Raw genomic sequence first — 22940 nt, forward strand, 5'->3', positions numbered from 1 at the left:
CGGTCTGCGTCCGACCGGCCCCACCGTCACCGCCGCCTCGCCGTCAGTCGGTGTAGACCTCCGCCCGGTCGACGCTCACGAACGCCCCCGACGACGCGGACGACCGCTCCCCGGTCACCCGCACCGTCAGCGTGTGCCGCCCGTACGGCAGCCGCGGGCTGACGTACTGCACGGTCTCCCCGGTGCGGATCGCCGCGTACAGGTCCACGCGCTGCTCGGCGCCGCCGTCGACCCGGACGCCCGCGATGCCGTTGCCCGTGTCACGCACGGACAGCAGCGCGATCCGGGTTCCGGTGAACGCGAAGGTCGCCGTGGCGCCGGTACGGTCGCTCCAGTGGTCGTCGCCCCAGAAGCACTGGGTGGCGCAGCCGGTGCCCGCGTTCCAGGCGCCCGCGTACGTCACCGTGCCGTCGCCGCTCGACCGGCCGTCGTCGTTGATCCAGTGGTTGCCCGAGCCGGGGTCGCCCGAGGGCAGGTCCTGGGTGGCGCCGAGGGCGAGCGGACGCCCGAGCGCCGGGCTGCCGTCGGCGTTCCAGCCGATGCGCTGCGCGCGGGTGGTGCGGTTGCCGTAGGTGAGCTGGGACGTGGTCTTGGCGTGGTAGACGATCCAGTCCTCGGTGCCGTCGGGCGAGCGGAAGAACGCGTGATGGCCGGGCCCGAACACGCCCCGGTCGTCGGCGCGGGAGAACACCGCGCCCTGGTGCCGCGTCCAGTTGCCCGGCACCAGCGGGTCGGCGCCGTCGCGCAGCGACATCATCCACACCTGGTAGTCCGGCTTGCCGGTGTCGCAGGTCGAGTACGTCATCCAGGTGCGGCCGTTGCGGTAGAGGAACTCGGGGCCCTCGCGCACCTCGGGGCAGCCGCCGGGCGCGTCCAGGGCGACCTGGTTGCCGGAGACCGTCCAGGGGTTGGACATCGGGGCGAGGTTCAGCCCGTTGTGCTGGTACTGGTTGAGGCCCGCCCAGGCCAGGTAGAGCCGTCCGTCGCGCTGGAGGATGCCGGGGTCGATGGCGAAGTCGTCCGCGTGACCGGGCGCCGCGAGTTTCGCCTTGAAGTGGTACGGCCCGGCCGGGTCGTCGCGGTCGGACTCCAGGACGTAGAGCCGGTGGTGCTCGTCCACGCCGTCGTCGGCCGTGTAGTAGAGGTACCAGCGGTCACCGAAGCGGTAGAACTCCGGCGCCCAGATGTTGCGGTTGCGGGAGGCGTCGCTGTCCGTCCACACGGTGACCGGGGCGGCGGTCAGCAGGGTGCCCAGGGACGGCGAGCGCCACATGCGGATGCTGCCGCCCTGGGTGGTCGTCAGGTAGTAGTTCCCCTTCCAGTGCGTCATGAAGGGGTCGGGCCCGGAGTTGAGCGGGTTGCGGAAGGTGCCCGCCGCGGCGACGCGGGTGGCGGGCACGGAGGGGGAGGCGGTCGCCTCGGGGACGGCCGCCAGGCCGAGCAGCAGGACCATCAGGCCGAGCAGGGCGGTGAGGGGGGAGGTGCGGGTGCCGGTGCGCATGGGCGGCTCCTTCGCCGTCACGGGTGGGGGCGTGCACGGGGGACACGGTGTGGTGCGCTGCGGCGGGCGGTGGGGCGCCCCGGACCTCCGGGACCTCACTGACCGCCGAGACCTGTGGTGGCCACGGACTTCACGATGTGGCGCTGGAAGAGCACGAACACGACGACCAGCGGCAGCGCGGCGAGCACCGCCGACGCCATCGTCTGGGCGTACTGGAGGCCGTAGGCGTCCTTCACCGAGGTGATGCCGACCGGGAGCGTCATCAGCGCGGGGTCGGAGGTGGACACGAACGGCCACAGGAAGTTGTTCCACGCGCCGATGAACACGAAGATCGACACGGCCGCGAGCATCGGACGCGACAGCGGCAGCAGCACCGACCAGAAGATCCGCCAGTGCCCGGCGCCGTCGATCCGCGCCGCCTCCTCCAGCTCCCGCGGCAGGGAGTCGAAGTGCTTCTTCAGGATGAACACCATGACCGGCGCCACCGTCTGCGGCAGGATCACCGCCGCGTACGTGTCCAGCAGGTCCAGGGCGAGCATCTGCCGGAACCACGGCACGATCAGCATCTGTGGCGGCACCAGCACCGCCGCCACCGTCAGCGCGAACAGCCACCGGCGGCCCGCGAACCGGGTCCGGGAGAAGGCGTACCCGGCCATCGCCGACACCATCACCGTGATCGCCGTGACCGCCGCCGAGATCAGCAGGCTGTTCAGCATCCACAGCGGCAGGTCCCCGCGCTCCCACACGGTGCTGAACCCCTTCAGCGTGAACCCGTGCTCCGGCCAGAACCAGTGCGCCGGATCGCTGGCGTCCGCCTCCGACTTGAACGCCGTCAGCAGCGCCCACGCCATCGGCAGCAGCCACACCAGCGCCGTCACGCCCAGCGCCAGCAGCGCCAGGACCCGGGTGACGCGGCCCCCGCCGAGGGTCAGGTTCGTGCCGCCCCCGGCCGCGCCGCGGCGGGCCCTCAGCTCCCGGATGTGGCCGCCGTCCGGGCGCGGGGCGGCGGGGGCGGGACGGACGGGCAGGTCGGTGGAGGTCATGTCAGTTCTCCCGGCGGCGGAGTGCGAAGTACTGGGCGGCGGAGGCGAGGAGGACCAGGGCGAAGAAGATGTAGCTGATCGCCGAGGCGTATCCGAGCCGGTAGCCGGTGAAGCCGACGTCGTAGACGTACTCGACGACCGGGCGGGTGGAGTTGTTCGGGCCGCCCTTGGTCAGCAGGTACACCTGGTCGAAGACCTTCAGCGAGGCCAGCACCTGGAGCACCGTGATGACGACCGTGATCCGGCTCAGCTGCGGCAGCGTGATCGACCACAGCCGCCGCCACGCCCCGGCTCCGTCGATGGCGGCCGCCTCGTAGAGGTGGTCGGGCACCGACTGGAGGGCGGCCAGGTAGAGCAGGAAGTTGAAGCCGACCGTCCACCACAGAGTGGTCAGCGCGATCGCCCACAGGGCGACCGACTCGTCGCTCAGCCAGGCCACCTGACCGAGCCCGACGGCGTCCAGGAGGTGGTTGTAGAGGCCGAGGTCGGGCTGGTAGAGCCACAGCCACAGCAGGCCCACCACACCGACGGGCAGCAGGTACGGCGCGAAGAACGCCAGGCGCCACACCCACTGGCCGGGCAGCCCGGTGTGCACCAGCAGCGCCATGCCGAGGGCGACCACCACCAGCGGCACCGTCGAGATCAGCGTGAACAGGACCGTGTGCCACAGCGCCCGCCACATCTCGGCGTCGCCGAACGCCTCGGTGAAGTTGTCGGCGCCGACGAACTGCGGGCTGTGCGCCGACAGCGAGGCGTCGGTGAGGCTCATCCACAGGCCCTGGCCGAGCGGCCAGAGGAGGAACATCGCGAACAGGACGAGGAAGGGCAGCGCGAACAGCAGGCCGGGCGGGACCGCCCGGCGCACGGACCGGGCCGCGGGGCGGGGTGCGGCGTGAGGAGAGGACATCGTGGTGCCTCCAGCGCGGGGGAGCGCGGGGTTCGGGTCGGGCTCGGGGCGGGCTCGCATCGGATCGGGCACGGGTCGGGCGCGGTGCGGGCCCGGATCAGGCCGGGCTCGGCTTGGCCAGGAAGGAGTTCAGGCGCCGCACCATCGCGCGGGCGGCCCGGTCGGGCCGGAGACCGTCGAGCAGGGCCTGCTGGAGCACCTGCGACATCGCGTTCTGGAAGTCGGACCCGGCCCCGGCGAACCACACCGCCGGGTCCAGCACCACGTGGTCCTGCGCCGACGCGTAGTGCGCCTGCGGCCGCAGCGCCGCGTAGTCCGCGGTGCGGGTGACCGGGCCGTACGACGGGATGTGCCCGGCCGTCGCCCAGATCTGGCCCGCCTTGAGCAGCGCGGCGACCGCGCGGTGCGTACGGCGGCGGCGCTCCGCGTCCGGGTCGGGGTGGTGGGGCAGGACGAAGGAGTGCGCGTCGGCGTACACCGCCGGGGTGCCGAACACGGTCGGGAACGGCGCCGCGCCCACCTTCGCGTCGGCGCCCCGGAAGGTGCCCAGCTCCCACTCGCCGGAGAGGATCATCGCGGTCTGCCGGTTGGAGAAGGCGGCGATCGCGGCCGCGTAGTCCAGCCGCCGCGGATTGGTCCGCCCGTCGACGAGCTTCGCCATGAACGCGATGACCTCGGCCATCCGGTCCTCGTCGACCTCGGCCGGGCCGCCCTCGGGCACTTCGAAGACGCCGCCGGTCTGCCGGTACAGGCCGTAGAACAGCCGCCAGCCCTGCGCGGTGTCGTTGACGTAGCCGAAGGCCACGCCCTGCTTCCCCGACGCCTTCGCCAGTTCCCGTCCGGCGGCGAGGAAGCTGTCGGGGGAGGCGAAGGCCTCCGCGTCGAGCGTCCCGTCGGGCTTCAGCAGGCCCGCCTTCGCGGCCGGTTCCGGATGGAAGAAGACGATGAAGGGATGCGTGTCCAGCGGGATCGCGTACGTCCGCCGCCGGTACTGGGTGCGTGACCAGACGGCCTCGGAGAAGTCGTCCCGGCGGACGCCGTACTCGGCGAGCAGGTCCTCGTCCCACGGGTCGAGCAGCCCGCTGGGCGCGTATCCGGCGAGCCGCGACAGGTGGGCGACGGCCACGTCCGGGCCGCGGCCCCCGGCGGAGGCCATGGCGAGCTTGGTGTAGTACGGGGTGCCCCACTCCAGGACGGTGCGCTCGATGCGGGTGCCCGGCATGTCCGGGCGGGCGGCGTCCACCATGTCGTTCAGCAGACCGCCGTCGGCGCCGCTGAAGAGGTCCCAGAGCCGGACCGTCGAGGCGTCGGCGGCCTGGGCCGAGCCGCAGCCGCTGAGCGCCCCCGCGCCGAGCAGGGCGGCCCCGGAGGCGAGCGCGGCACCGAGCAGGCGGCGCCGGCTCGGCCCGGCGGGACCGACGGGTACGGGTGTGCCGGTCATGCGGCTCCTTTCCACGGGCGGCGGGGTGACCGGAGGTCGGGGCGCCGAGGCGCCGAGATAACCGGAAGTATCGCCTCCGGATGCCGCCGCCCGTTGGGATCGTGAATCGTCGTACGGACTTACATCGATGTAAATCGTGGGGAGGGGTCGGCCCCCGGCCGCGTGCGCGGCCCCGGACCGGTCACGGGGTGTCCTCGTAGGCGGCCACGCGGAGCTGGGCCCGGCGCAGCGGTGCGACGTCCACCTTCTCGGAGCGGTCGAAGCGGTAGACGCCGTTGCGTTCCTGGAAGACGTCGGTGAGCTGCGTGTAGCAGTAGCCGAACATGTCCGGGTCGTCCAGCAGCACCCCGGTCAGCCCGGCGAAGCGCTCGGTGAACTCGTCCTCGGTGCGCGGCCGTTCGCCGTACCCCCAGGACACGTCCCGCTCGTCGCCCGCCGCCGCGGCGGCCTCCGGGTCCCACCAGATCCCGCCGAACTCGCTGCAGAAGTAGGGCTGTCCCGCGTACGGCACCGACCAGGGCCGTCCGTCCGGCGCCGCGTTCACGTACGGCCGGTCCTCCGCCAGGCCCGCCATCAGCTTGGCGAACTCGGCCGGGTCCTGCTCGTAGCAGTGCGAGTCGTACACGTCGGTTTCCGGCACCCGGTGCGCGTAGCCCGAGGCGTCGATCACCGGGCGGGTGGGGTCGGCCTGCTTGGTGGCCAGGAACATGCCGCGGGTGACGTCGTCGAGGACGGTCAGCCGGTCGTGGAGGTGCTGGTACGTCTCGTTCAGCGGGCACCAGCCGACGATCGACGGGTGGGAGTGGTCCCGCTCCAGCACCTCCAGCCACTGCGTGACGAAGGAGGCGTCGGGCCGCTGGTTGTCGTCGCGGACGCCGACCTCGCAGCCCCAGTCGCCGAACTCGCCCCAGACCAGATAGCCCAGCCGGTCGGCGTGGTGGAGGAAGCGCTCCTCGAACACCTTCTGGTGCAGCCGCGCCCCGTTGAAGCCCGCCGCGAGACCCAGCTCGATGTCCCGCACCAGCGCGGCGTCGCTGGGCGCGGTCATCAGGCCGTCGGGGTAGTAGCCCTGGTCCAGTACGAGCCGCTGGAAGACGGGCTCGCCGTTGAGCAGCAGCTTCTTCCCGCGCAGCGAGACCGAGCGCAGTCCGGCGTAGGAGCGGGCCGCGTCCACCACCGTGCCGTCGGCGTCGAGCAGCTCCAGCGTCAGGTCGTACAGGTGCGGGTCGGCGGGCGACCACACGCGGCGCCGGTCCTCGGGCAGCGGCAGGACCAGGCGGGGCGCGAGGTCGAGATCGGCGCGGGAGGTGGCCGTGACGACCTCGCCGCGCTCGTCGGAGAGGACGGCGCGCACCCGGTGGCCGGGCGGGTTCGCGGTGAGCGGCAGTTCCAGGAAGAAGGAGCCGGACGCCAGGTCGGGGGTGATGCGCGGGCGCTTGAGGGCGGCGGCGCGCGGGACGGCCTCCAGCCACACGGTCTGCCAGATGCCGGTGGTCCGCGTGTAGTGGCAGTGCGTGTTGGCGTACCAGGTGGCCTGCTTGCCGCGCGCCTGGACGCCGTGCCTGCTGTCGCGGGCGCGCACCACGAGGGTCAGTTCGGCCCCCGGCCGCGCCACCTCGCCGAGGTCGGCGGTGAACGGGGTGAAGCCGCCGCGGTGCCGGGCGACCTCGACGCCGTCCGCCCACACCGTGGTGTCGTGGTCGACGGCACCGAAGTGCAGCAGCACCCGGGAACCGGTCCACTCGGCGGGCACGGTCACGGTGCGCCGGTACCAGACGGCCTCCAGGAAGTCGGTCTCGCCGATCCCGGACAGCTCCGACTCCGGGCAGAACGGGACGGTGATCCGGTCCGCCAGGGGGCGCTCGCGCAGGCCGCGCTCCAGGCCGGTGTCGGCGCGGTCGATCTCGAACTGCCACGTGCCGTTCAGATTCAGCCAGGCGTCCCGGACGAACTGCGGCCGGGGGTGCTCGGGCCGCGGCAGGTCCGCCGCGCCGGACGGGGTCGTGGGGTGGGGGAGCGGCATGGAACTCCTTGCGCCTCTCGGTGGAGCGGTGTGTGTGAGGCCATGGCACCATGACGATTACATCGATGTAAATACTCGGGACCGAATGAATCCGGCCAGGCGTGCGGCGGAGAGTCCGTTCCGGTCCGGGGCCGGCCGGTGCGGTCGGCGGCCGGGGTGCCGGGCGCGGTGCCTGGTTCGGCGTCGGGAGCGCTGCCCGGTCCGGCGTCGCGCCCGGAGCCGGGAGCGGGGCCGGTGCCGGGCCACGCCCGCAGCCGGGACCGGGCCGGGCGGCAGCCGGGACCGGCGTAGCGCGCGGGGGCGGCTGCGGGGGCCGCCCGGAGTCGGCCGCGGGTGGTCGCGGTGGGTACGATCGGGCGGCGTGGCGGAGGGATGAACAGCGTGGCGGCAAGACCCAGGATCAAGGACGTGGCGGAGTACGCGGGTGTCTCCCCGAAGACCGTCTCCAACGTCATCAACAACTTCGAGCACGTCTCCGACCGCACCCGCACCGCCGTGCAGGACGCCATCGAGGCGCTCGGCTACCGCGTCAACATCGCCGGACGGCAACTGCGCCAGGGCCGCACCGGCATGATCACCCTGGCGGTCCCCGAACTCGACGTCGCCTACTTCGCGGAGCTGGCCAAGCTCGTCATCGCGGAGGCCGACCGGCGCGGCCACACCGTCCTCATCCACCAGACCGAGGCCGTACGGGAGCGCGAACTGGCCGCGCTGCACGGCTTCGACGCGCAGTTCTCCGACGGCGTCATCCTCAGCCCGCTCGCCCTGCACCCCCGCGACCTCGCCACCCGCGACCGGCGGCTGCCTGTCGTCCTGCTCGGCGAACGCCCCGCCGACGGCGGCACCGACCACGTCGGCATCGACAACGTCCGGGCCGCCCGCGAGGCCACCGCGCACCTGCTGGAGCGGGGCCGCCGCCGCATCGCCGTCCTGGGCGGCGCCGTCCGCGGCCGTCAGGGCACCGACCGGCTGCGCACCGACGGCCACCGCGCGGCGCTCGACGCGGCCGGGCTGCCCTTCGACGCCTCCCTCGTCGTCGCCGTGGACGCCTACCACTGGCGCGACGGCGCCCGCGCCGCCGCCGAGGTGATGCGCCGCACCCCCCGCCCGGACGCCCTGCTCTGCCTCAACGACCACCTTGCCCTCGGCGCGCTGCGCTCCCTGCACGACCTGGGTCTGACCGTGCCCGGCGACTGCGACGTCGTCGGCTTCGACGACATCGAGGCCTCCCGCTTCAGCGTCCCGACCCTCACCACGGTGGCCCCCGACAAACGCGAGATCGCCCGCTCCGCGGTCTCGCTCCTGCTGGAGCGCGTGGAGTCCCCGGAGGCGGCACCCGGCCGCGACCACGTCGCCGCCCACCGGGTCGTGGTGCGGGAGACGACGGGCGGGAAGCGGGTGGGCGAAGAGGCCGGGGACGACCCCCCGCCCCGGCCCTGACACCGCGCCGGCAGAACTGCCTGAGGAGGCGTCAGATGAGGTACCCGTACGCGCACTTGGTGGCGTGCGGGAAGTACGCGCCCGTCGAGGACGGCCGCGACGCCGTGGTCTTCGTCGTGGTCCTCGCGGCCCTGGCCGTCGTGGGGTGGGTCCTGCTGCGGCGGCGCGGAGGCGGGTGAGGGGCCGGGTGCGGCCAGGGTCTCCGGCCTCCTCCCCGCGCCGGTGCCGTCACTCCGGTGGCGGAGCGATCTCCCCGGAGCCGCGGGGGACCAGGCGGACCGGGATGGTCTCGCGGACGGCGGCCGTGCGGGTGCCGTCCAGGCGGGCCAGGGCGAGGCGGGCGGCGGTGGCGCCGATCACCGCAGGGTCCTGGGCGACGACCGTGAGGCCCGGCCGCAGCACGTCGCCGAGCATCGGATCGTCGAAGCCGACCAGCGCCACGTCCCGCCGGTCGGCCTGGGCCAGGGCCTTCACCACGCCCACCGTGGCGAAGTTGTTCCCCGCGAGGACCGCCGTCGGCGGCTCCGGCAGCGCCAGCAGCCGGGCCATCGCACCGGCCGCCGCCTCGGGGGAGTGGCCCTCGGCCAGCAGTTCCGGGCGGTGCGGCAGCCCCGCCTCGTCGAGCGCGTCCCGGTAGCCGCGGAACCGTTCCCGCCGCGTGAACAGGGTCGACGGGCCGTCACCGAGGAAGGCGATCCGGCGGTGCCCGTGGGCGATGAGGTGCGACGTGCCGAGGGCGGCGCCGGTCCGGTTGGCGCTGACGACGCAGTCCGTGGTGAGACCGGTCGCGGGCCGGTCGAGGAAGACCAGCGGCAGCCCGCCCGTGCGTTCCCGCCGCAGGTAGCGGTGGTCGCCGCCGACCGCGGGCACCACCATCAGCATGCTGACCCGCCGGGCCAGGAACGTCGCGATCAGCGAGTTCTCTCGCTCCACGGACTCCTCCGACGAGCCCATGATGAGGGTGAGCCCGCGCTCCCGCGTGGCCTCCTCGATCCCGCCCGCGACCGCCCCGAAGAACGGGTTGCCGATCTCCGGCACCACCAGGCCCACCGTCGAGTCCCGCGACCCGATGCGCATCGTGCGCGCCATCAGGTCACGGTGGAAGCCCAGTTCACGGGTGACGGTGAGCACCCGCTCCCGGGTCTGCTCGGACACCGGACCCTCCCCGTTGAGCACCCGGGACACGGTCTTGGCGCTCACCCCCACCCGCTCGGCGACGTCGGAGAGGGTGAGCCGCCGTGGGGTGGAGGGCATGCCGTCAGCCTTCGCTTCCTGGGACCACCGGGTCCGTGGGGGCGGCACCCTCGGCGCCACCGGGTCGTCGTGCTCGGCCACGGGGCCGCCGCGCTCACCGGCCGTCCGGCCGCCCGTCGGCGGCGTCCGTCGCGCGTGAGTCGGCTACGACAGTACCCCCGACCTCGGCGGGCGGTTCCAAAGCCCCGGTCATGATCGCCACGACCTCCGACATGGTGTGGTCGGCGGGCCGCAACTGTGCGATCCGGCGTCCGAGGCGCTGCACGTGGACACGGTCGGCGATCTCGAAGACCTGCGGCATGTTGTGGCTGATCAGCACCGTCGGCAGACCTCGCTCGCGCACCTTGCGGATCATGTCGAGCACCTGCCCCGACTCCTTGACGCCGAGCGCCGCCGTCGGCTCGTCCATCACCACGACGTGCCGCGACCAGGCGACCGCGCGCGCCACCGCCACCCCCTGCCGCTGGCCCCCCGACAGCGACTCGACGGGCTGGGTCAGCGAGCGCAGCCCGATCCGCAGGTCCGCCATGTGCGCGGCGGACTCCTCCCGCATCCGCCGGGTGTCGAGCAGCCGGAACACCCGGCCGAGCACTCCGGGCCGCCGCAGCTCCCGGCCGAGGAACATGTTGCTGGCGATGTCCATCGAGGCGGCCACCGCCAGGTCCTGGTACACCGTCTCGATGCCGCGCCGCCGGGCGTCGAGCGGATCACGGAACCGCACCGGCCGCCCGTCGAGTTCGATGGTGCCCTCGTCCGGCTGGAGCGCCCCGGTCAGCGCCTTGATGAGGCTGGACTTCCCGGCGCCGTTGTCGCCGACCACCGCCAGCACCTCACCGGGCAGCAGGTCGAAGTCCGAACCGTCCAACGCGGTGACCTGCCCGTACCGCTTCACCAGGCCGCGCGCCCGCAGGACCGGGGTGGGCGCGGAGGGCGGGGACGCGGCGGGTGCGGGTGCGGACGTGCCGGTGGCGGGCGCGGGTGGCGCCGTACGGTCGCGGTCGTCCTTGCCGAGGGACGTACGGACGGGCTCGCCCTCGGGTCCGTGGGCGGGGTCGCGTACGGGTTCGGTGCTCATCGGGACGCCTTCCTGCGGGACACCTGGTCCACGGTCACGGCGAGGATCACCAGCACGCCGGTGATGAGGGTCTGGTAGATCGAGCCGACGCCCATCAGCTGGAGCCCGTTGCGGAACACCCCGACGATGAGGGCGCCGATGAGGGTTCCGACGACGAGGCCCCGGCCGCCGAAGAGGCTGGTGCCGCCGAGGACGACCGCGGTGATGGAGTTGAGGTTGTCGTCGGTGCCCGCCTTCGGGTCGCCGACGCCGGTGCGCGAGATCAGCAGCAGCGCGGCGATGCCGTACACGAACCCGGCCACGGTGAAGATGCCGAGCCGCAGCCGGTCCACCCGGATACCGGTCAGCCGGGCCACCTCGGGGCTGTTGCCGAGGGCGTACGTGTGCCGCCCCCACGCGGTCCAGCCGAGGAGGTAGGCGAAGACGGCGAACAGGACCAGGGTCAGCACCGAGCCGTAGGTGACGTCGGTGCGGCCGAGCGGGAACGTCTCGCCCAGCGCGGTGAGTTCACTCGGCAGGGCGGTGACGGTCTGGTCGTCGGAGACGATGTGGGTCAGCGCGAACGCCACGTTGAGCATGCCGAGGGTGACGATGAAGGGCGGCAGCCCGACGAACGTCACCAGGGCGCCGTTCGCGAGCCCGAGCAGCGCGCACACCGCGAGCCCGGCGAGGATCGCCGGCAGCGGGGGCAGCCCGCTGTCGACCGCCAGCTTCGCCATCACGATGCTGCCGAAGGCCATGATCATGCCGCAGGACAGGTCGATGCCCGCGATGAGGATGACGAGGGTCTGCCCCAGGGCGAGGGTGCCGACCACCATGACCTGCTGCATCACCAGCGAGAGGTTGCCGCCGGAGAGGAACTGCTCGCTCTGGAAGGAGAAGAAGAGACCGGCGAGCAGCAGCGCGGCCAGCGGCCCGGCGACGGAGTGGGTGGCGAGGGACCGCCAGTCGGACGGGGACGAGGGGGCGGGAGCGCCGGCGGGCGGCGGCGCCGAGGACGCCGGCGGGGCGGTGGTGCTCACGTCAGGTGCTCCTAGGAGTCGGGGGTGACGGTGGGGAGAGGGGCGACGGGCAGGGGACGGGGCCGGGGTGGGAGGGTCCGGCCCCGGTGGTCCCGGTCAGCCCCAGCAGTTGTCGAGGCCGTACGCCGTGTCCTTCGCGGTGACGCCCGCGGCGGGCTCGTCGGTGATGAGGGTGACGCCCGTGTCGGTGTAGCCGGACACCTTCGTGCCGTCCTTCACATGGGAGACGACCGCCTCGACGCCCTTGCTCGCCATCAGGAGCGGATACTGCTGTGAGGTCGCGGCCAGCGCGCCCGACTGGACGGCCTTGACGCCGGTGCATCCGCCGTCGACCGACACGATCAGCACGTCGTCGGCGCGGCCCTTCGCCTTGAGCGCGGTGTGCGCGCCCATGCCGGCCGGTTCGTTGATGCTGTAGACGACGTCGATGTCCGGTTCCTTCTGGAGGCAGTTCTCCATCGCGGTCTGCCCCTTGGCCTGGTCGCCGCCGGTGTCCTGGGCGCACACGACCTGCGGGTCGTTCTCCTTGATCCCGTAGCCCTTGAGGAAGCCGTCGCGGCGCAGCACCCCGACGGAGACGCCGGGCGCGAGGTTGAGCAGGGCGATCTTCGCCTTCCCGGCACCGTGCCGTGCCTTGGCGTAGGCGCCGATCAGCTCGCCCGCCTTGAAGTTGTCGGTGGCGAAGAGCGCGTCGGAGGCCTTCTCCGGCTCGGTCGGGGTGTCCAGCGCGATGACCACGACGCCCTTGGCGCGGGCCCGTTCGAGGGCGGGGACGATCGCCTTGGAGTCGTTGGGGGTGATGAGGACGCCGTCCACCCCGGCGGCCACCATGTTCTCCAGTGCGGTGACCTGGCCCTCGTTGTCGCCGTCGAACTTGCCCGCAGCGGTGGAGAGTTCGACGTCGTGCGACTTCGCGGCGCGTTCGGCGCCTTCCTTCATCTTCACGAAGAACGGGTTGGTGTCCGTCTTGGTGATGAGGCCGACCTTGACGGGTCCGTCGTCGCCGGACGAGCCCTTGGCCCCCTCGCCGCAGGAGGCGAGCAGCAGGACACCGGCCACGGAGACGGCGGCCACCGCCGCGGTGCGGGGACGGGGCCGGGGGCGCGGCGAACGTCTGGTCTGGAACATGAACGGGCTCCTCGGATGAGCGGAACAGATGGAACAGGGGGAACAGACGGGACAGCGGGAACAGGCGGTGAGGCGGGTGAAGCGGGGTGAGGCGGGTCAGGCGGGGAGGGTGCGGAAAAGGGGCTGGGGAAGGCGGTGGTGCCGCACGGCGAACAGCCGCACGAAACCGCGGGAAAGCACGGCGGGAGTGCACGGCGGAGAGCACGGCGGCAGAACACGGCGAGAAGCCGCGAAAGCCGGTGAAAAGGGACGCGGGAAGACGACGGACGGCGGGCGACGGCGCACGGAGAAACGGGCGCGGAACGGGCGTGCATCGGAGGCCAAGGAGGCGCTGCGGCGGCCCTCGATGTCAGCGTTGTCATCTGACGAGCAACGATGATGGGCACGCGGACGCGGGCTCGTCAATGCCTGGAACTGGAGAGATCCGACGAAGGTGCGACGCCGAGGGATCGGGAGCGTCAGATTCCGTATGACCGTTCTCGATTGATGTCGCGTCACCGGTTGACGTCAAGCGGGCACACGCCCATCATCTCTCAGCGTCGGGATGTCAGCGTTGACATATGTCAGCGATGACATCCCGCCCCTGCCCGGAACCGCATTCCTCGCAAGAGAGTGGGTCCCCCATGCGTGCAAGAGCCGGGGCGCTGGTCGTCGCGCTCCTCGCGGGCCTGTTGGTGCTGCTGCCGTCGGGAACGGCGTCCGCCGGAACGGCCCCCGACTACCCGGAGTTCCCGTATCCGCAGACCACGTACAGCGAGCCGCAGCGCGGCCAGTTCCACTTCAGCTCGCGGTCGGGCTGGATGAACGACCCCAACGGCCTGGTCTTCGCCAACGGCGAGTACCACTTCTTCTACCAGCACAACCCGCACGGCCTGGAGTGGGACACCATGCACTGGGGCCACGCCACCAGCCCCGACCTGGTGCACTGGACCCAGAAGCCGATCGCCCTGGAACCCGGCGTCCACCCGGGCACGCTCTTCTCCGGCGCGGGCGTGGTCGACAGGAACAACACCTCGGGCCTGAAGACCGGGGCGTACGACCCGATCGTGGTGTTCTCGAACACCGACGGCGTCAACGTCCACTACAGCAACGACAACGGCCGCACCTTCCAGTCCTGGGACAAGGGCCGCGAGGTCATCGACATCCCGGAGGAGAGCCGCGACCCGAAGGTGTTCTGGGACCAGGCGCGCGGCCGGTGGACCCTCGTGGTGTGGTCGAACCGGCAGGGCAACGGTGTGTACTTCTACACCTCGCCCAACCTGCGCGACTGGACCTACGCCAGCCGCTACCAGGCGTCCTGGCTCTTCGAGTGCCCCGACATGTTCCCGCTCCAACTGGCGGGCAGGCAGCGGTGGGTGCTCACCGACGCGTCCGGCGAGTACGTCGTCGGCGACTTCGACGGCACGTCCTTCCGCACCGACTGGACGGCGCCCCAGCGCATGGACGTCGGCGCGACCGGCGCGGGCGGTGACTTCTACGCCGCGCAGGTCTTCAACGACGCGCCCGGCGGCCGGGTCGTCCAGATGGCCTGGCAGGGCGGCAACCGCGGCAGCGTGTGGACCGGCAACGCCTCCTTCCCCGCCGAACTCGCCCTGGTCAAGACGCCCGACGGCCCCCGCGTCACCCGCACCCCGGTGCCCGAGCTGGACAGCCTCGCCGCGGGCGGACGCACCGTCCGCGACAAGGTGATCGGCCCCGCCACGGCCGACCCCTTCGCCCGCGTCAAGGCGGACACCTACCGGCTGACGGCCACCTTCGACGTCAGCGGCGCCACCACCCGCCGGTTCGGCTTCGGCCTGCACACCCGCGCCGACGGATCGGCCGACCACACGGTGGTCTACGACACGGCGGCGCAGACCCTCGACGGCAAGCCGCTCGCCCCGCGCGGCGGCAAGATCGCCCTCGACATCCTCGTGGACCGCGGCCAGCTGGAGATCTTCGCCGACGGCGGCCGCTTCTCCTACACCCGCAACGTCGACTTCGACTCCGGCGCCGACAGCCTCGGCCTGCGCACCTTCGCCGAGGGCGGCACCGTCACCCTCCGCAAGGCCGAACTGACGCAGCTCAGCACCAGTTGGGGCCGCGGCGAACCGACCCTGGAGAGCAACCTCGCGGGACCCTGGCGGGCGGCGCGCGGCTCCTGGAGCGACGTCAGCGGCGGCAAGCGCGGCAGCGCGAGCGGCGACGGCTTCTACCTCAGCAACCGGCGCGGCGCCGACGCCGTCTACCAGGGCGACATCACCCTGGACAGCGCGCGGGCCGGCGGCCTCACCTTCCGCGCCGACACCGGCGGCGCGGGCTACACCGCCACCCTCGACACCGGCGGCACGCTCAAACTCTGGCGGCCGGGACGGGACATCGCCGTCGTCGGCGCGCCCGTCGGCCCCGGCGAGACCCACCACCTCAAGGTCCGCACCGACGGGCCGCGCATCCGGGTGTGGCTCGACCACGGCGCGCAGCCGCTGATCGACGCCACCGACGACACCTACGCCGAGGGCCTGTTCGGCGCCAACGTCTACGCCGGGGCGGCCACCGTGCAGAACCTCCACGTCGGCGAGACGGAGTTCGCGGGCTTCACCGCCGGGCGCTGGAACTCCCGCGGCGGCACCTGGACCAGCACCCCCGAGGGCTTGCGGGGCCGGGCGCGGGGTGACGCCTTCTATCTCAGCGACCGCACCGGGGGCGACTTCGACTACGAGGGCGACCTCACCGTCACCAACGGCGCGGCCACCGGCCTCACCTTCCGCGCCGACGCCACCGGCGCGGGCTACACCGCCACCCTCGACACCAGCGGCGTCCTGAAACTGTGGCGGCCCGGCCGGGACATCGCCGTCCACCGCACCCCCGTCACCGAGGGCCGCTCCTACCACGTCAAGGTCCGCGCCGAGGGCCCCCGCATCCGCGTCTGGCTGGGCGGCGCCGCCGACCCGGTGATCGACGCGACCGACCCGACGTACGGCAGCGGCTTCTTCGGCGTCAACGCCTTCGACGGGAACGTCCTGGCGACGAACCTCCGCATCAGCTGACATCCGACCCGTCGGCGTCGGACCCGTCCGACGCCGGCACCCCGCTCACCGGACCCCTGGGCGCCGGGCCCCGCGGCTCACCCACCGCGCGGCCCGGCGCCTCTATTGCGGCCACCCCGACATCGCCGTAGCGGACCCTCGCGGATTGAACGATTCAATCATCTGCCCGTCACGACTTCTGTCCGATCTGTTGACGTCCTTCGTCAACGCGCCCTAGCCTCCCCGCCATCCCGACTGAATCCTTTCATTTCTGTGACTCATTCCCTGCGAGGGTGCCATGTCCCGAGAGCTGTCACGGCGCACGATGCTGCACCTCGGCGGTGCCGCCGTCGCCTCCGTCGGGCTGGCGCAGCCCGCGTCCGCCGCCGCAAGCCCCCTCGCCGCGCACGCCGACGACCCGTCCGTACCGGACGGGCTGCTCGCCGACCTGCTGACGCGAGGTCTGGGCGTCGCCGCGGGCCGGGACCTCCGGCTGAGCTGGCAGATGCCCGACCAGGGACCCGGCACCGTCCAGCACGCCTACCAGATCCAACTCGCCTCCCTCCCCAAGGGGTTCGAGCGCGGCGACCTCGTCTGGGACTCCGGCCGCGTCGAATCCGCCGCCTCCACCGCCGTCCCCTACGCCGGGCGCGCCCTGAAGCCCCGTACCGCCTACTGGTGGCGGGTGCGGACCTGGGGCACGCGCCGTTCCGGCTGGTCGCGTCCGGTGCTGCTGGCGACGTCCGTCGAGGACCAGTGGCAGGCGCGGCCGGTCTGGGCGCCGCCGGGCCGCACCCTCACCGACGGCACCCTCACCGCCCGCGTGAAGATCACCGCCGTCGCCGCGGGGCTGTGGTTCCGCGCCGCCGGGGTCCAGGACACCTACCTCTGGCAGTTGCGGGCCGGAAGCCCCGGTGTGCTGCGCACGCACATCTGCGTCAAGGGCACCTACACCGTCCTCGCCGAGGTCCGGCTGCCGTTCGCCGTCGCCACGGGGCAGTGGATCGACTTCGCGGTCCGTATGGACGGGCCCACCTTCACCACCACGGTCGACGGCACCGTCGTCGACACCACCACCGACTCCCGCCTCACCACCGGCAACATCGGGCTGCGCAACGGCGCCACCGAGTCCCAGGTGTACGACCGCGTCACCTTCGCCGACCGCGCCGGAACCGTCCTGTTCGACGACGACTTCGGCACGGACCGGGGCACCTTCGCCGCCGGGACCGTCGCGGGCGGCGTCCTCACCCTCCCGACCGGGGCGTCCTCCCTCTCCTCCTTCGTCGAGGACGACTCCTGGGCCCTGCTGCGCCACGAGTTCCGGCTGCCCGACCGGGAGATCGCCGCCGCCGTCCTGCACACGGCGGCGGACTCGCCGGTCCCGGGCCGCCAGTACGTCGCGAAGGTGTGGAGCAACGGCACCGTCGTCGGACACCCCTCCGTCCGCTCCGGCAGCGGCGTTGCCTACCACGTCCTCGACGTCAGCGGCACGCTCCGCCGGGGCCGCACCAACGCCCTCGCCGCCCTCTGCCACACCACGTCCTCCCGGAAGTTCCTGGCCCAGCTGGAGATCACCTACGCCGACGGCTCCCGCGCCACCCTCGCCACCGGGGACACCTGGAAGGCGCGCCGCCAGGGCGGACTGCTGCCCGCGCGGGGCAGCTCCGGCACCAGCTTCTTCACCGCCCCGCAGGAGTACTGGGACCTGCGGCACGAGCCGGTCGGCTGGACCTCGCCCGGCCACGACGACCGGGCCTGGGAGAAGCCGGTCGTGCGCGACCCGATCGACGGGCTGGTCCCCGCCCGCCTCGAACCGGTCCTGCCGCACGACGTGCGGCCCGCCTCCGTCACGAAGGCCGCCGACGGCCGCTGGCTCGTCGACCTCGGCCGGGAGATCGTCGGCGGTCTCGCGCTGCGGGTCACCGGCCGCGCGGGCGACACCGTCGAGGTCCGGCTCGGCGAGGAGCTGAACGCCGACGGCACCGTCTGGTACAAGCTGCGGGCGGGCAACACCTACCAGGAGGTGTGGACCCTGCGCGACGGCACCCAGCACGTCGAGCACTGGGGGTGCCGCGCCTTCCGCTGGGCCGAACTGCGCACCTCCGTCGACCTGTCCGGCGCCGTCGTCACCGGCCGCGCCTGGAAGGCCGCCTGGAACGACGCCGACTCCTCCTTCACCAGCTCCGACCCCGCCCTGGACCGCGTCCGCGAACTGTGCCGCTACTCCATCGAGGCCACCCGCGCCGACCTCTACGTCGACACCCCGACCCGCGAACGCGGCCCCTACGAGGGCGACGCCCTGGTCAACCAGCTGTCCGAGTACGCCGTGCAGCGCTCCTACGCGCTGGCCCGCTGGTCCGACGACTACCTCGTCCGGCACGGCACCTGGCCCACCGAGTACCGCCTGATGTGCGCCCTCTCCGCCTGGGAGGACTACCTCGCCACCGGCGACGACCGCCAACTCGCCCGCGACTACGACCTGCTGGCCGCGAAGAACCTCACCGCCTCCCTCGGCGCCGACGGCCTGGTGCGCAAGGACCCCGCCTCCCCGGCCGACCTGGTCGACTGGCCCGCCTCCCAGCGCGACGGCTACGTCTTCACCGAGGTCAACACCGTCGTCAACGCCTTCCAGTACGCCGCGTTCGACGCCCTCGCCCGCTGCGCCACCGTCCTGCGCAGGACCGCCGACGCCCGCCGACTGCGCTCCCGCGCCGACACGTTGGCCGCCGCCGTCCGCGCCACCCTCCTCGACAGCGCCGCCGGACGCCTCGTGGACGGCGTCGGCACCACGCACAGCGCGCAGCACGCGACCGTCTTCCCCGTCGCCCTCGGCGTCCTCGACGCGGCCCCGGCCGACGTCCGGCGACGGCTCGGCGACACCCTCGCCGCGGGCGGCATGAGAGTCAGCGTCTACGGCGCCCAGTTCCTCCTCGACGCCCTGTTCCGCCTCGGCCGCTCCGACGCCGCGATCGGGCTGCTGACCTCCACGTCCACCACCTCCTGGCTGCACATGCTGGACGGGCTGAAGGCGACCGTCGTCACCGAGGCCTGGGATCCCGCCCTCAAGCCCAACATGACCTTCTCGCACGCCTGGGCGTCCGCGCCCGCCAACGTCATCGCGCGCCACGTGCTGGGCGTCCGGGTCGCCGCGCCCGGCGCCGCGGAGTTCCTGGTCCGCCCCCGCACCGGCCCGCTCACCTCCGTGCGCGGCACCGTCCCGTCGGTGCGCGGCCCCGTGGCGGTGTCCGTCCGCCGCGACCGGACCGCCCACGAGACCCGTGTGACCGTGCCGCCCAACTCCCGGGCCGTGATCGAGGTGGAGATCGGTGACGCCGCAGCGAGCGCCTACCGGGTCCGCGGCACGACCCCCGGCGCCCGCGGCCCCGTCCGGGTCACCTCGTCGCGGGACCTCACCGGCACCGTCCTGCGCGTCGGCCCGGTCGGCTCCGGCACCACCACCGTCACACGCGCCGGGAGGTGAGCGGCGACGCGTCGGGCCACCGCGGACCCGCCGCGCCGGGCCCCGGCCCCGGCCGGGCCGCCGTCCAGGGAACCGAGGAGGCGGCGGCAGCCGTCGAGGGCGAGCGAGTCGGCACGCCGGGCGACGTACCCGTCCGGCGCTCTCTGCCCCGCAAGCGGCCCAGAGACCGGGAGAGCGGCCCCGCGTCAGGGCGCCGGGGCGCGGTCCCCGCGGGCCGCCGCCCGGTGGGCGCCCGGGGTCTGGCCCACGGTCCGGGTGAAGACGTCGATGAAGGCGCTGGTCGTGGCCCAGCCGCAGTCCCGCCCGGCCGCCGTCACGGTCGCGCCCTCGGCGAGCCGGATCATCGCGTGGAACACCCGCGTCAGCGTCCGCCACTGCGGATACGTCATACCGAACTCGCTCCGGAACAGCCGCGCCAGCGTCCGCTCCGACACCCCCGCCCGCCGGGCCAGCCACGCCACCGTCCGGGGCCGCGCCAGATCCGCCGCGGCCAGCGCGCACGCCCGCGCGAGACGGGCGTCGCGCGGCGCGGGCAGCGTCAGCGGCTGGACGGCGCAGCGGCGGATGCGGTCGCGCAGCACCGCCTGGAGCCGCTGCGCCTCCGCGGCCGTCAGCCCGGGGTCGCCGCACGCGAGGAGCAGTTCCCGCAGCAGCGGGTCGACGGACACCACCGTCGGCGTGGGGGAGCACAGCGGCGGATCGTCCGCGGGGAACCCCACGGTCCGCACATGGCTGGCGCCGTAGACCCGGTGCTCGTGCCAGGTGTCGGCCGGGATCCACATGGCCCGCGCGCTGGACGCCACCCACGACGCCTCCTCGGTCCGCACCGACAGGACCCCGGTGTCGACGTGGATGAGCTGGTGGAAGGCGTGCCGGTGGCGTTCGATCGTCTCGCCGCCGACATGGTCGTGCCGGGTGATCCGCGGTGGACCGGCGGGGGAGTGGCTGTTCTGCGACATCACGGCCGAGAGTAACGCGGAACCGCGCGGCGGGCCGGGTGGCCGTTTTCCGACACAGATCGACCGAATACGGGAAGCCGACCGTGCCCGCCGCGCGCCAGGGTGAGACGCATGAGCACGCCGACACCCCCCGACGACGGGACGCCGACCCGGACGCCCCGCGCGGGCGCCGTCCGCCGCCGCCTGCGCGCCGCCGCCCTGGACACCCGCCCCCTGGCCCACCCCGCCTACCGCCGCCTGCTGGCCGGACAGGCCCTCTCCTACCTGGGCACCATGGTCACCGCCGTCGCCGTCCCGCTGGAGATGTACCGGCTCACCCACTCCTCCCTGTACGTCGGCCTGACCGGCCTCGTCGGCCTCGTCCCGCTGATCGTGTTCGGCCTGTACGGCGGTGCCGTCGCCGACCGCGTCGACCGCCGACGGCTCTCCCTCGCCGCGGCCTCCGTCACCTGGGCCGTCACCCTCGGCCTGCTCGCACAGGCCCTCCTGGACGCCGGGTCGGTCGCCCTGCTGCTGGCGCTGGTCGCCGTGCAGAGCGGCGCCTTCGCCGTCTCCTCCGCCACACGCGGCGCGATCATCCCCCGCGTCGTCCCCGAGGACCTCGTCCCCGCCGCCAACACCCTCAACTACACCGCCGGAACCCTCGGCCAGGTTGCCGGGCCGCTCGTCGCGGGCGTCCTGATCAGCCTCCCGCACGGCTTCGTCTGGGCCTACGGCGCCGACGCCGTCCTCTTCACCGCCCTGCTGTACGCCACCCTGCGGCTCCCCCCGGTGAAGGTCGCCGAGCCGCCCGCCGCCACCGGCGGACTGCGCCTCGTCGCGGAGGGGCTGCGCTTCATCGCCGCCCACCCCGTGCTGTGGATGTCGTTCGCGGTCGACATCGCCGCGATGGTGCTGGCCATGCCGACCGCGCTGTTCCCCGAGGCCGCCGCGACCCGCTTCCACGGCGGCGCCGGGCTCCTCTACTCCGCCATCGCCGCCGGGTCGGTCGTGGCGGCGCTCTTCAGCGGCTGGATCGGCCGGGTGCGCCGCCAGGGCGTCGCCCTGACCGCCGCCGTGGCCGGCTGGGCGGCCGCCATCGCCCTCGCGGGCCTGACGAGCCGTCTCTGGCTCGCCGTCACCCTGCTGGTCTGCGCGGGCGCCGCCGACCTGGTCAGCGCCGTGTACCGGCAGACCATCCTCCAGACGTACGCCCCGGACGCGCTGCGCGGCCGTCTCCAGGGCGTGTTCACCGTGGTCGTCGCGGGCGGCCCGCGCCTGGGCGACCTGCGCGCCGGGGCGATGGCCACCGCGACCGGCCTCACCTTCGCCTGGTCGGGTGGGGCGGTGCTCTGCCTGGTGCTCGTCCTGCTCGCGGCGCCCGCCGTCCGCGTGTTCTGGCGCCACGACGCCACGGCACCCGCCCCGCGCACCCCGGCCCCGGCCCCGCAGGCGGCCTGACGGCCGGGCCGCCCGCGGCCGGGATCACCCGCCGCCCGCGTTCACAGAGCGCCCAGGTCCACGGCGGCGGCCATCGCCGCGTATCCCGCGTCCCCCGGGTGGAGGTGGTCCCCGGAGTCGAACTCCGGCCGGAACCGGCCCGGTGCGGCCGGATCACGCGTCGCGGCGTCGAAGTCGACCACGGCGTCGTACGGCGCCTCGGTCCGTATCCACGCGTTGAGCGCCGTACGCTGCTCCTCCCGCGCCGGGGAGTACGCCCCCGAGCCCTCGAACGGGGTGAGCGTGCCCCCGACGACGCGCACCCCCGCCGCGTGCAGCCGCGCGATCACCTGAAGGTGACCGGCGATCAGCTCCTCGGCGGTCGCGTTCCAGGTGATGTCGTTGATCCCCTCCAGGAAGATCACCGTCCGCACCCGGGGCAGGGACAGCACGTCCCGGTCGAGGCGGGCGAGCGCCGAGTCGCCCGCTCCGTCGGCGAGGACCCGGTTGCCGCCGATGCCCGCGTTGGCCACCCCGAACCGGCCGCCGCGCGCCAGGCGGGCCGCGAGGCGGTCCGGGTAGCGCCGGTTCGCGCCCACGGTCGACAGGTGGCCCTCGGTGATCGAGTCGCCGAGCGTCACCACGGTCGACGCCGTCCCGCGCGGTTCCACGGTCACCGCGTCGACCCAGTAGAACTGCCGCGACCGGTACGGGAATCCGGCCCCCGAGTCCTGGCCCGCCGTGTTCCCGTCGGCGTAGTACGCCTCCTGCGCGCCGTAGGCGTGCCCGGTCGCGTTGCCGCTGCCGCCGGGCAGGTACACGCTCACCGCGAGGTCGGCACCGGCCGCCACCGTCATCGGCACCGGATCGCTGAGCGCGTGCGCGCCCCGGGGGACGGCCACGGAGTCCCGGCCTCCGAACGTGACCTTCTGGTTGGTCACCGGCACCACGTCGGCCCCGGACCGCCGCAGACCCGCGTAGACCGACGCGAAGGTCACCGGCACGGTCCCGTAGGCGTTCGACAGGCGGACACGGACGTGCGAGCCGCCGATCGAGGTGTGCACCACGTTCCTGGTCGTCTTGTCGGCGAACGAGCCGCCCAGCGACTGCGGGGCCGATGCCCAGGTCACCACCGTGCCCGCACCGGGCGGGGCCGCGGGGGAGTGCCCCGGCAGGCTCTGCGCCGGGGCGCCGGCCGCGGCCAGGGCCAGCACGGCCACGACGGCTGCCACGACCGTCCGT

16 protein-coding genes are annotated in these 22940 nt (G+C 73.6%); 5 read left to right on the plus strand and 11 right to left on the minus strand.

The features are described from left to right. Positions 1-43 precede the first annotated feature (43 nt). The 5 genes from ACIQPQ_RS28705 to ACIQPQ_RS28725 all read right to left on the minus strand — a co-directional run bounded on the left by ACIQPQ_RS28705 (position 44) and on the right by ACIQPQ_RS28725 (position 6915). Complete coding sequence (locus ACIQPQ_RS28705; RefSeq protein WP_401309216.1) at positions 44-1501, minus strand: family 43 glycosylhydrolase; 1458 nt, start codon at positions 1499-1501, stop codon at positions 44-46. Positions 1502-1596: 95 nt separating this feature from the next. Continuing rightward, entirely contained in the window at positions 1597-2544 is a 948-nt protein-coding gene (locus ACIQPQ_RS28710) for a carbohydrate ABC transporter permease (protein ID WP_401309218.1), read from the minus strand. Between the two features lies 1 nt (position 2545). Beyond that, positions 2546-3451: a carbohydrate ABC transporter permease gene (locus tag ACIQPQ_RS28715; protein ID WP_401309220.1), complete on the minus strand. Its 906-nt coding sequence runs from the start codon at positions 3449-3451 to the stop codon at positions 2546-2548. 97 nt (positions 3452-3548) lie between these two features. After that, a complete protein-coding gene (locus ACIQPQ_RS28720; RefSeq protein ID WP_401309222.1) occupies positions 3549-4892 on the minus strand; it encodes an extracellular solute-binding protein in 1344 nt (447 codons plus the stop codon). Positions 4893-5073: 181 nt separating this feature from the next. Continuing rightward, entirely contained in the window at positions 5074-6915 is a 1842-nt protein-coding gene (locus ACIQPQ_RS28725; RefSeq protein ID WP_401309225.1) for a glycoside hydrolase family 2 protein, read from the minus strand. Between the two features lie 372 nt (positions 6916-7287). On the opposite strand from ACIQPQ_RS28725, the gene ACIQPQ_RS28730 reads away from it, so the two are divergent. Together ACIQPQ_RS28730 and ACIQPQ_RS28735 are read left to right on the plus strand one after the other, a co-directional pair. Continuing rightward, the gene (locus ACIQPQ_RS28730; protein ID WP_401309227.1) at positions 7288-8355 is read left to right on the plus strand and encodes a LacI family DNA-binding transcriptional regulator; all 1068 of its coding nucleotides are present in this window, start codon (positions 7288-7290) and stop codon (positions 8353-8355) included. Between the two features lie 35 nt (positions 8356-8390). After that, positions 8391-8534, plus strand: a complete 144-nt coding sequence (locus ACIQPQ_RS28735) for a hypothetical protein (protein WP_401309230.1) — start codon at positions 8391-8393, stop codon at positions 8532-8534. A gap of 49 nt (positions 8535-8583) precedes the next feature. Here the strand turns inward: ACIQPQ_RS28735 and ACIQPQ_RS28740 are convergent, their stop codons facing one another. The 4 genes from ACIQPQ_RS28740 to ACIQPQ_RS28755 all read right to left on the minus strand — a co-directional run bounded on the left by ACIQPQ_RS28740 (position 8584) and on the right by ACIQPQ_RS28755 (position 12834). Further along, on the minus strand, positions 8584-9609 hold the full coding sequence (locus tag ACIQPQ_RS28740) for a LacI family DNA-binding transcriptional regulator (RefSeq protein ID WP_383779385.1): 1026 nt from the start codon (positions 9607-9609) through the stop codon (positions 8584-8586). A gap of 94 nt (positions 9610-9703) precedes the next feature. Beyond that, positions 9704-10684 carry an ATP-binding cassette domain-containing protein gene (locus ACIQPQ_RS28745; RefSeq protein ID WP_401309233.1) on the minus strand — a complete coding sequence of 327 codons (981 nt, stop codon included), beginning with the start codon at positions 10682-10684 and terminating at the stop codon, positions 9704-9706. Continuing rightward, positions 10681-11706 (minus strand): ABC transporter permease, encoded by a 1026-nt coding sequence (locus ACIQPQ_RS28750; protein WP_401309235.1) that lies wholly within the window; start codon positions 11704-11706, stop codon positions 10681-10683. Before ACIQPQ_RS28750 ends, ACIQPQ_RS28745 begins: the two co-directional genes overlap by 4 nt. A gap of 96 nt (positions 11707-11802) precedes the next feature. Then, the gene (locus ACIQPQ_RS28755; RefSeq protein WP_401309238.1) at positions 11803-12834 is read right to left on the minus strand and encodes a sugar ABC transporter substrate-binding protein; all 1032 of its coding nucleotides are present in this window, start codon (positions 12832-12834) and stop codon (positions 11803-11805) included. A gap of 623 nt (positions 12835-13457) precedes the next feature. On the opposite strand from ACIQPQ_RS28755, the gene ACIQPQ_RS28760 reads away from it, so the two are divergent. Both ACIQPQ_RS28760 and ACIQPQ_RS28765 read left to right on the plus strand, forming a co-directional pair. Further along, a complete protein-coding gene (locus ACIQPQ_RS28760) occupies positions 13458-15860 on the plus strand; it encodes a glycoside hydrolase family 32 protein (protein ID WP_401309240.1) in 2403 nt (800 codons plus the stop codon). A 277-nt stretch (positions 15861-16137) separates the two neighbouring features. Then, a complete protein-coding gene (locus ACIQPQ_RS28765) occupies positions 16138-19320 on the plus strand; it encodes a family 78 glycoside hydrolase catalytic domain (RefSeq protein WP_401309242.1) in 3183 nt (1060 codons plus the stop codon). Between the two features lie 185 nt (positions 19321-19505). On the opposite strand, the gene ACIQPQ_RS28770 is transcribed toward ACIQPQ_RS28765, so the two are convergent. Continuing rightward, positions 19506-20279, minus strand: a complete 774-nt coding sequence (locus ACIQPQ_RS28770) for an AraC family transcriptional regulator (protein ID WP_401309244.1) — start codon at positions 20277-20279, stop codon at positions 19506-19508. A 111-nt stretch (positions 20280-20390) separates the two neighbouring features. Between ACIQPQ_RS28770 and ACIQPQ_RS28775 the strand changes: the two genes are divergently transcribed. Continuing rightward, on the plus strand, positions 20391-21719 hold the full coding sequence (locus ACIQPQ_RS28775) for an MFS transporter (RefSeq protein ID WP_401309247.1): 1329 nt from the start codon (positions 20391-20393) through the stop codon (positions 21717-21719). Between the two features lie 41 nt (positions 21720-21760). On the opposite strand, the gene ACIQPQ_RS28780 is transcribed toward ACIQPQ_RS28775, so the two are convergent. After that, a complete protein-coding gene (locus ACIQPQ_RS28780) occupies positions 21761-22930 on the minus strand; it encodes an SGNH/GDSL hydrolase family protein (protein WP_401309250.1) in 1170 nt (389 codons plus the stop codon). Between the last annotated feature and the right edge of the window lie 10 nt (positions 22931-22940).

This window comes from Streptomyces sp. NPDC091281, assembly GCF_044757425.1.
Taxonomy (GTDB): Bacteria; Actinomycetota; Actinomycetes; order Streptomycetales; family Streptomycetaceae; genus Streptomyces.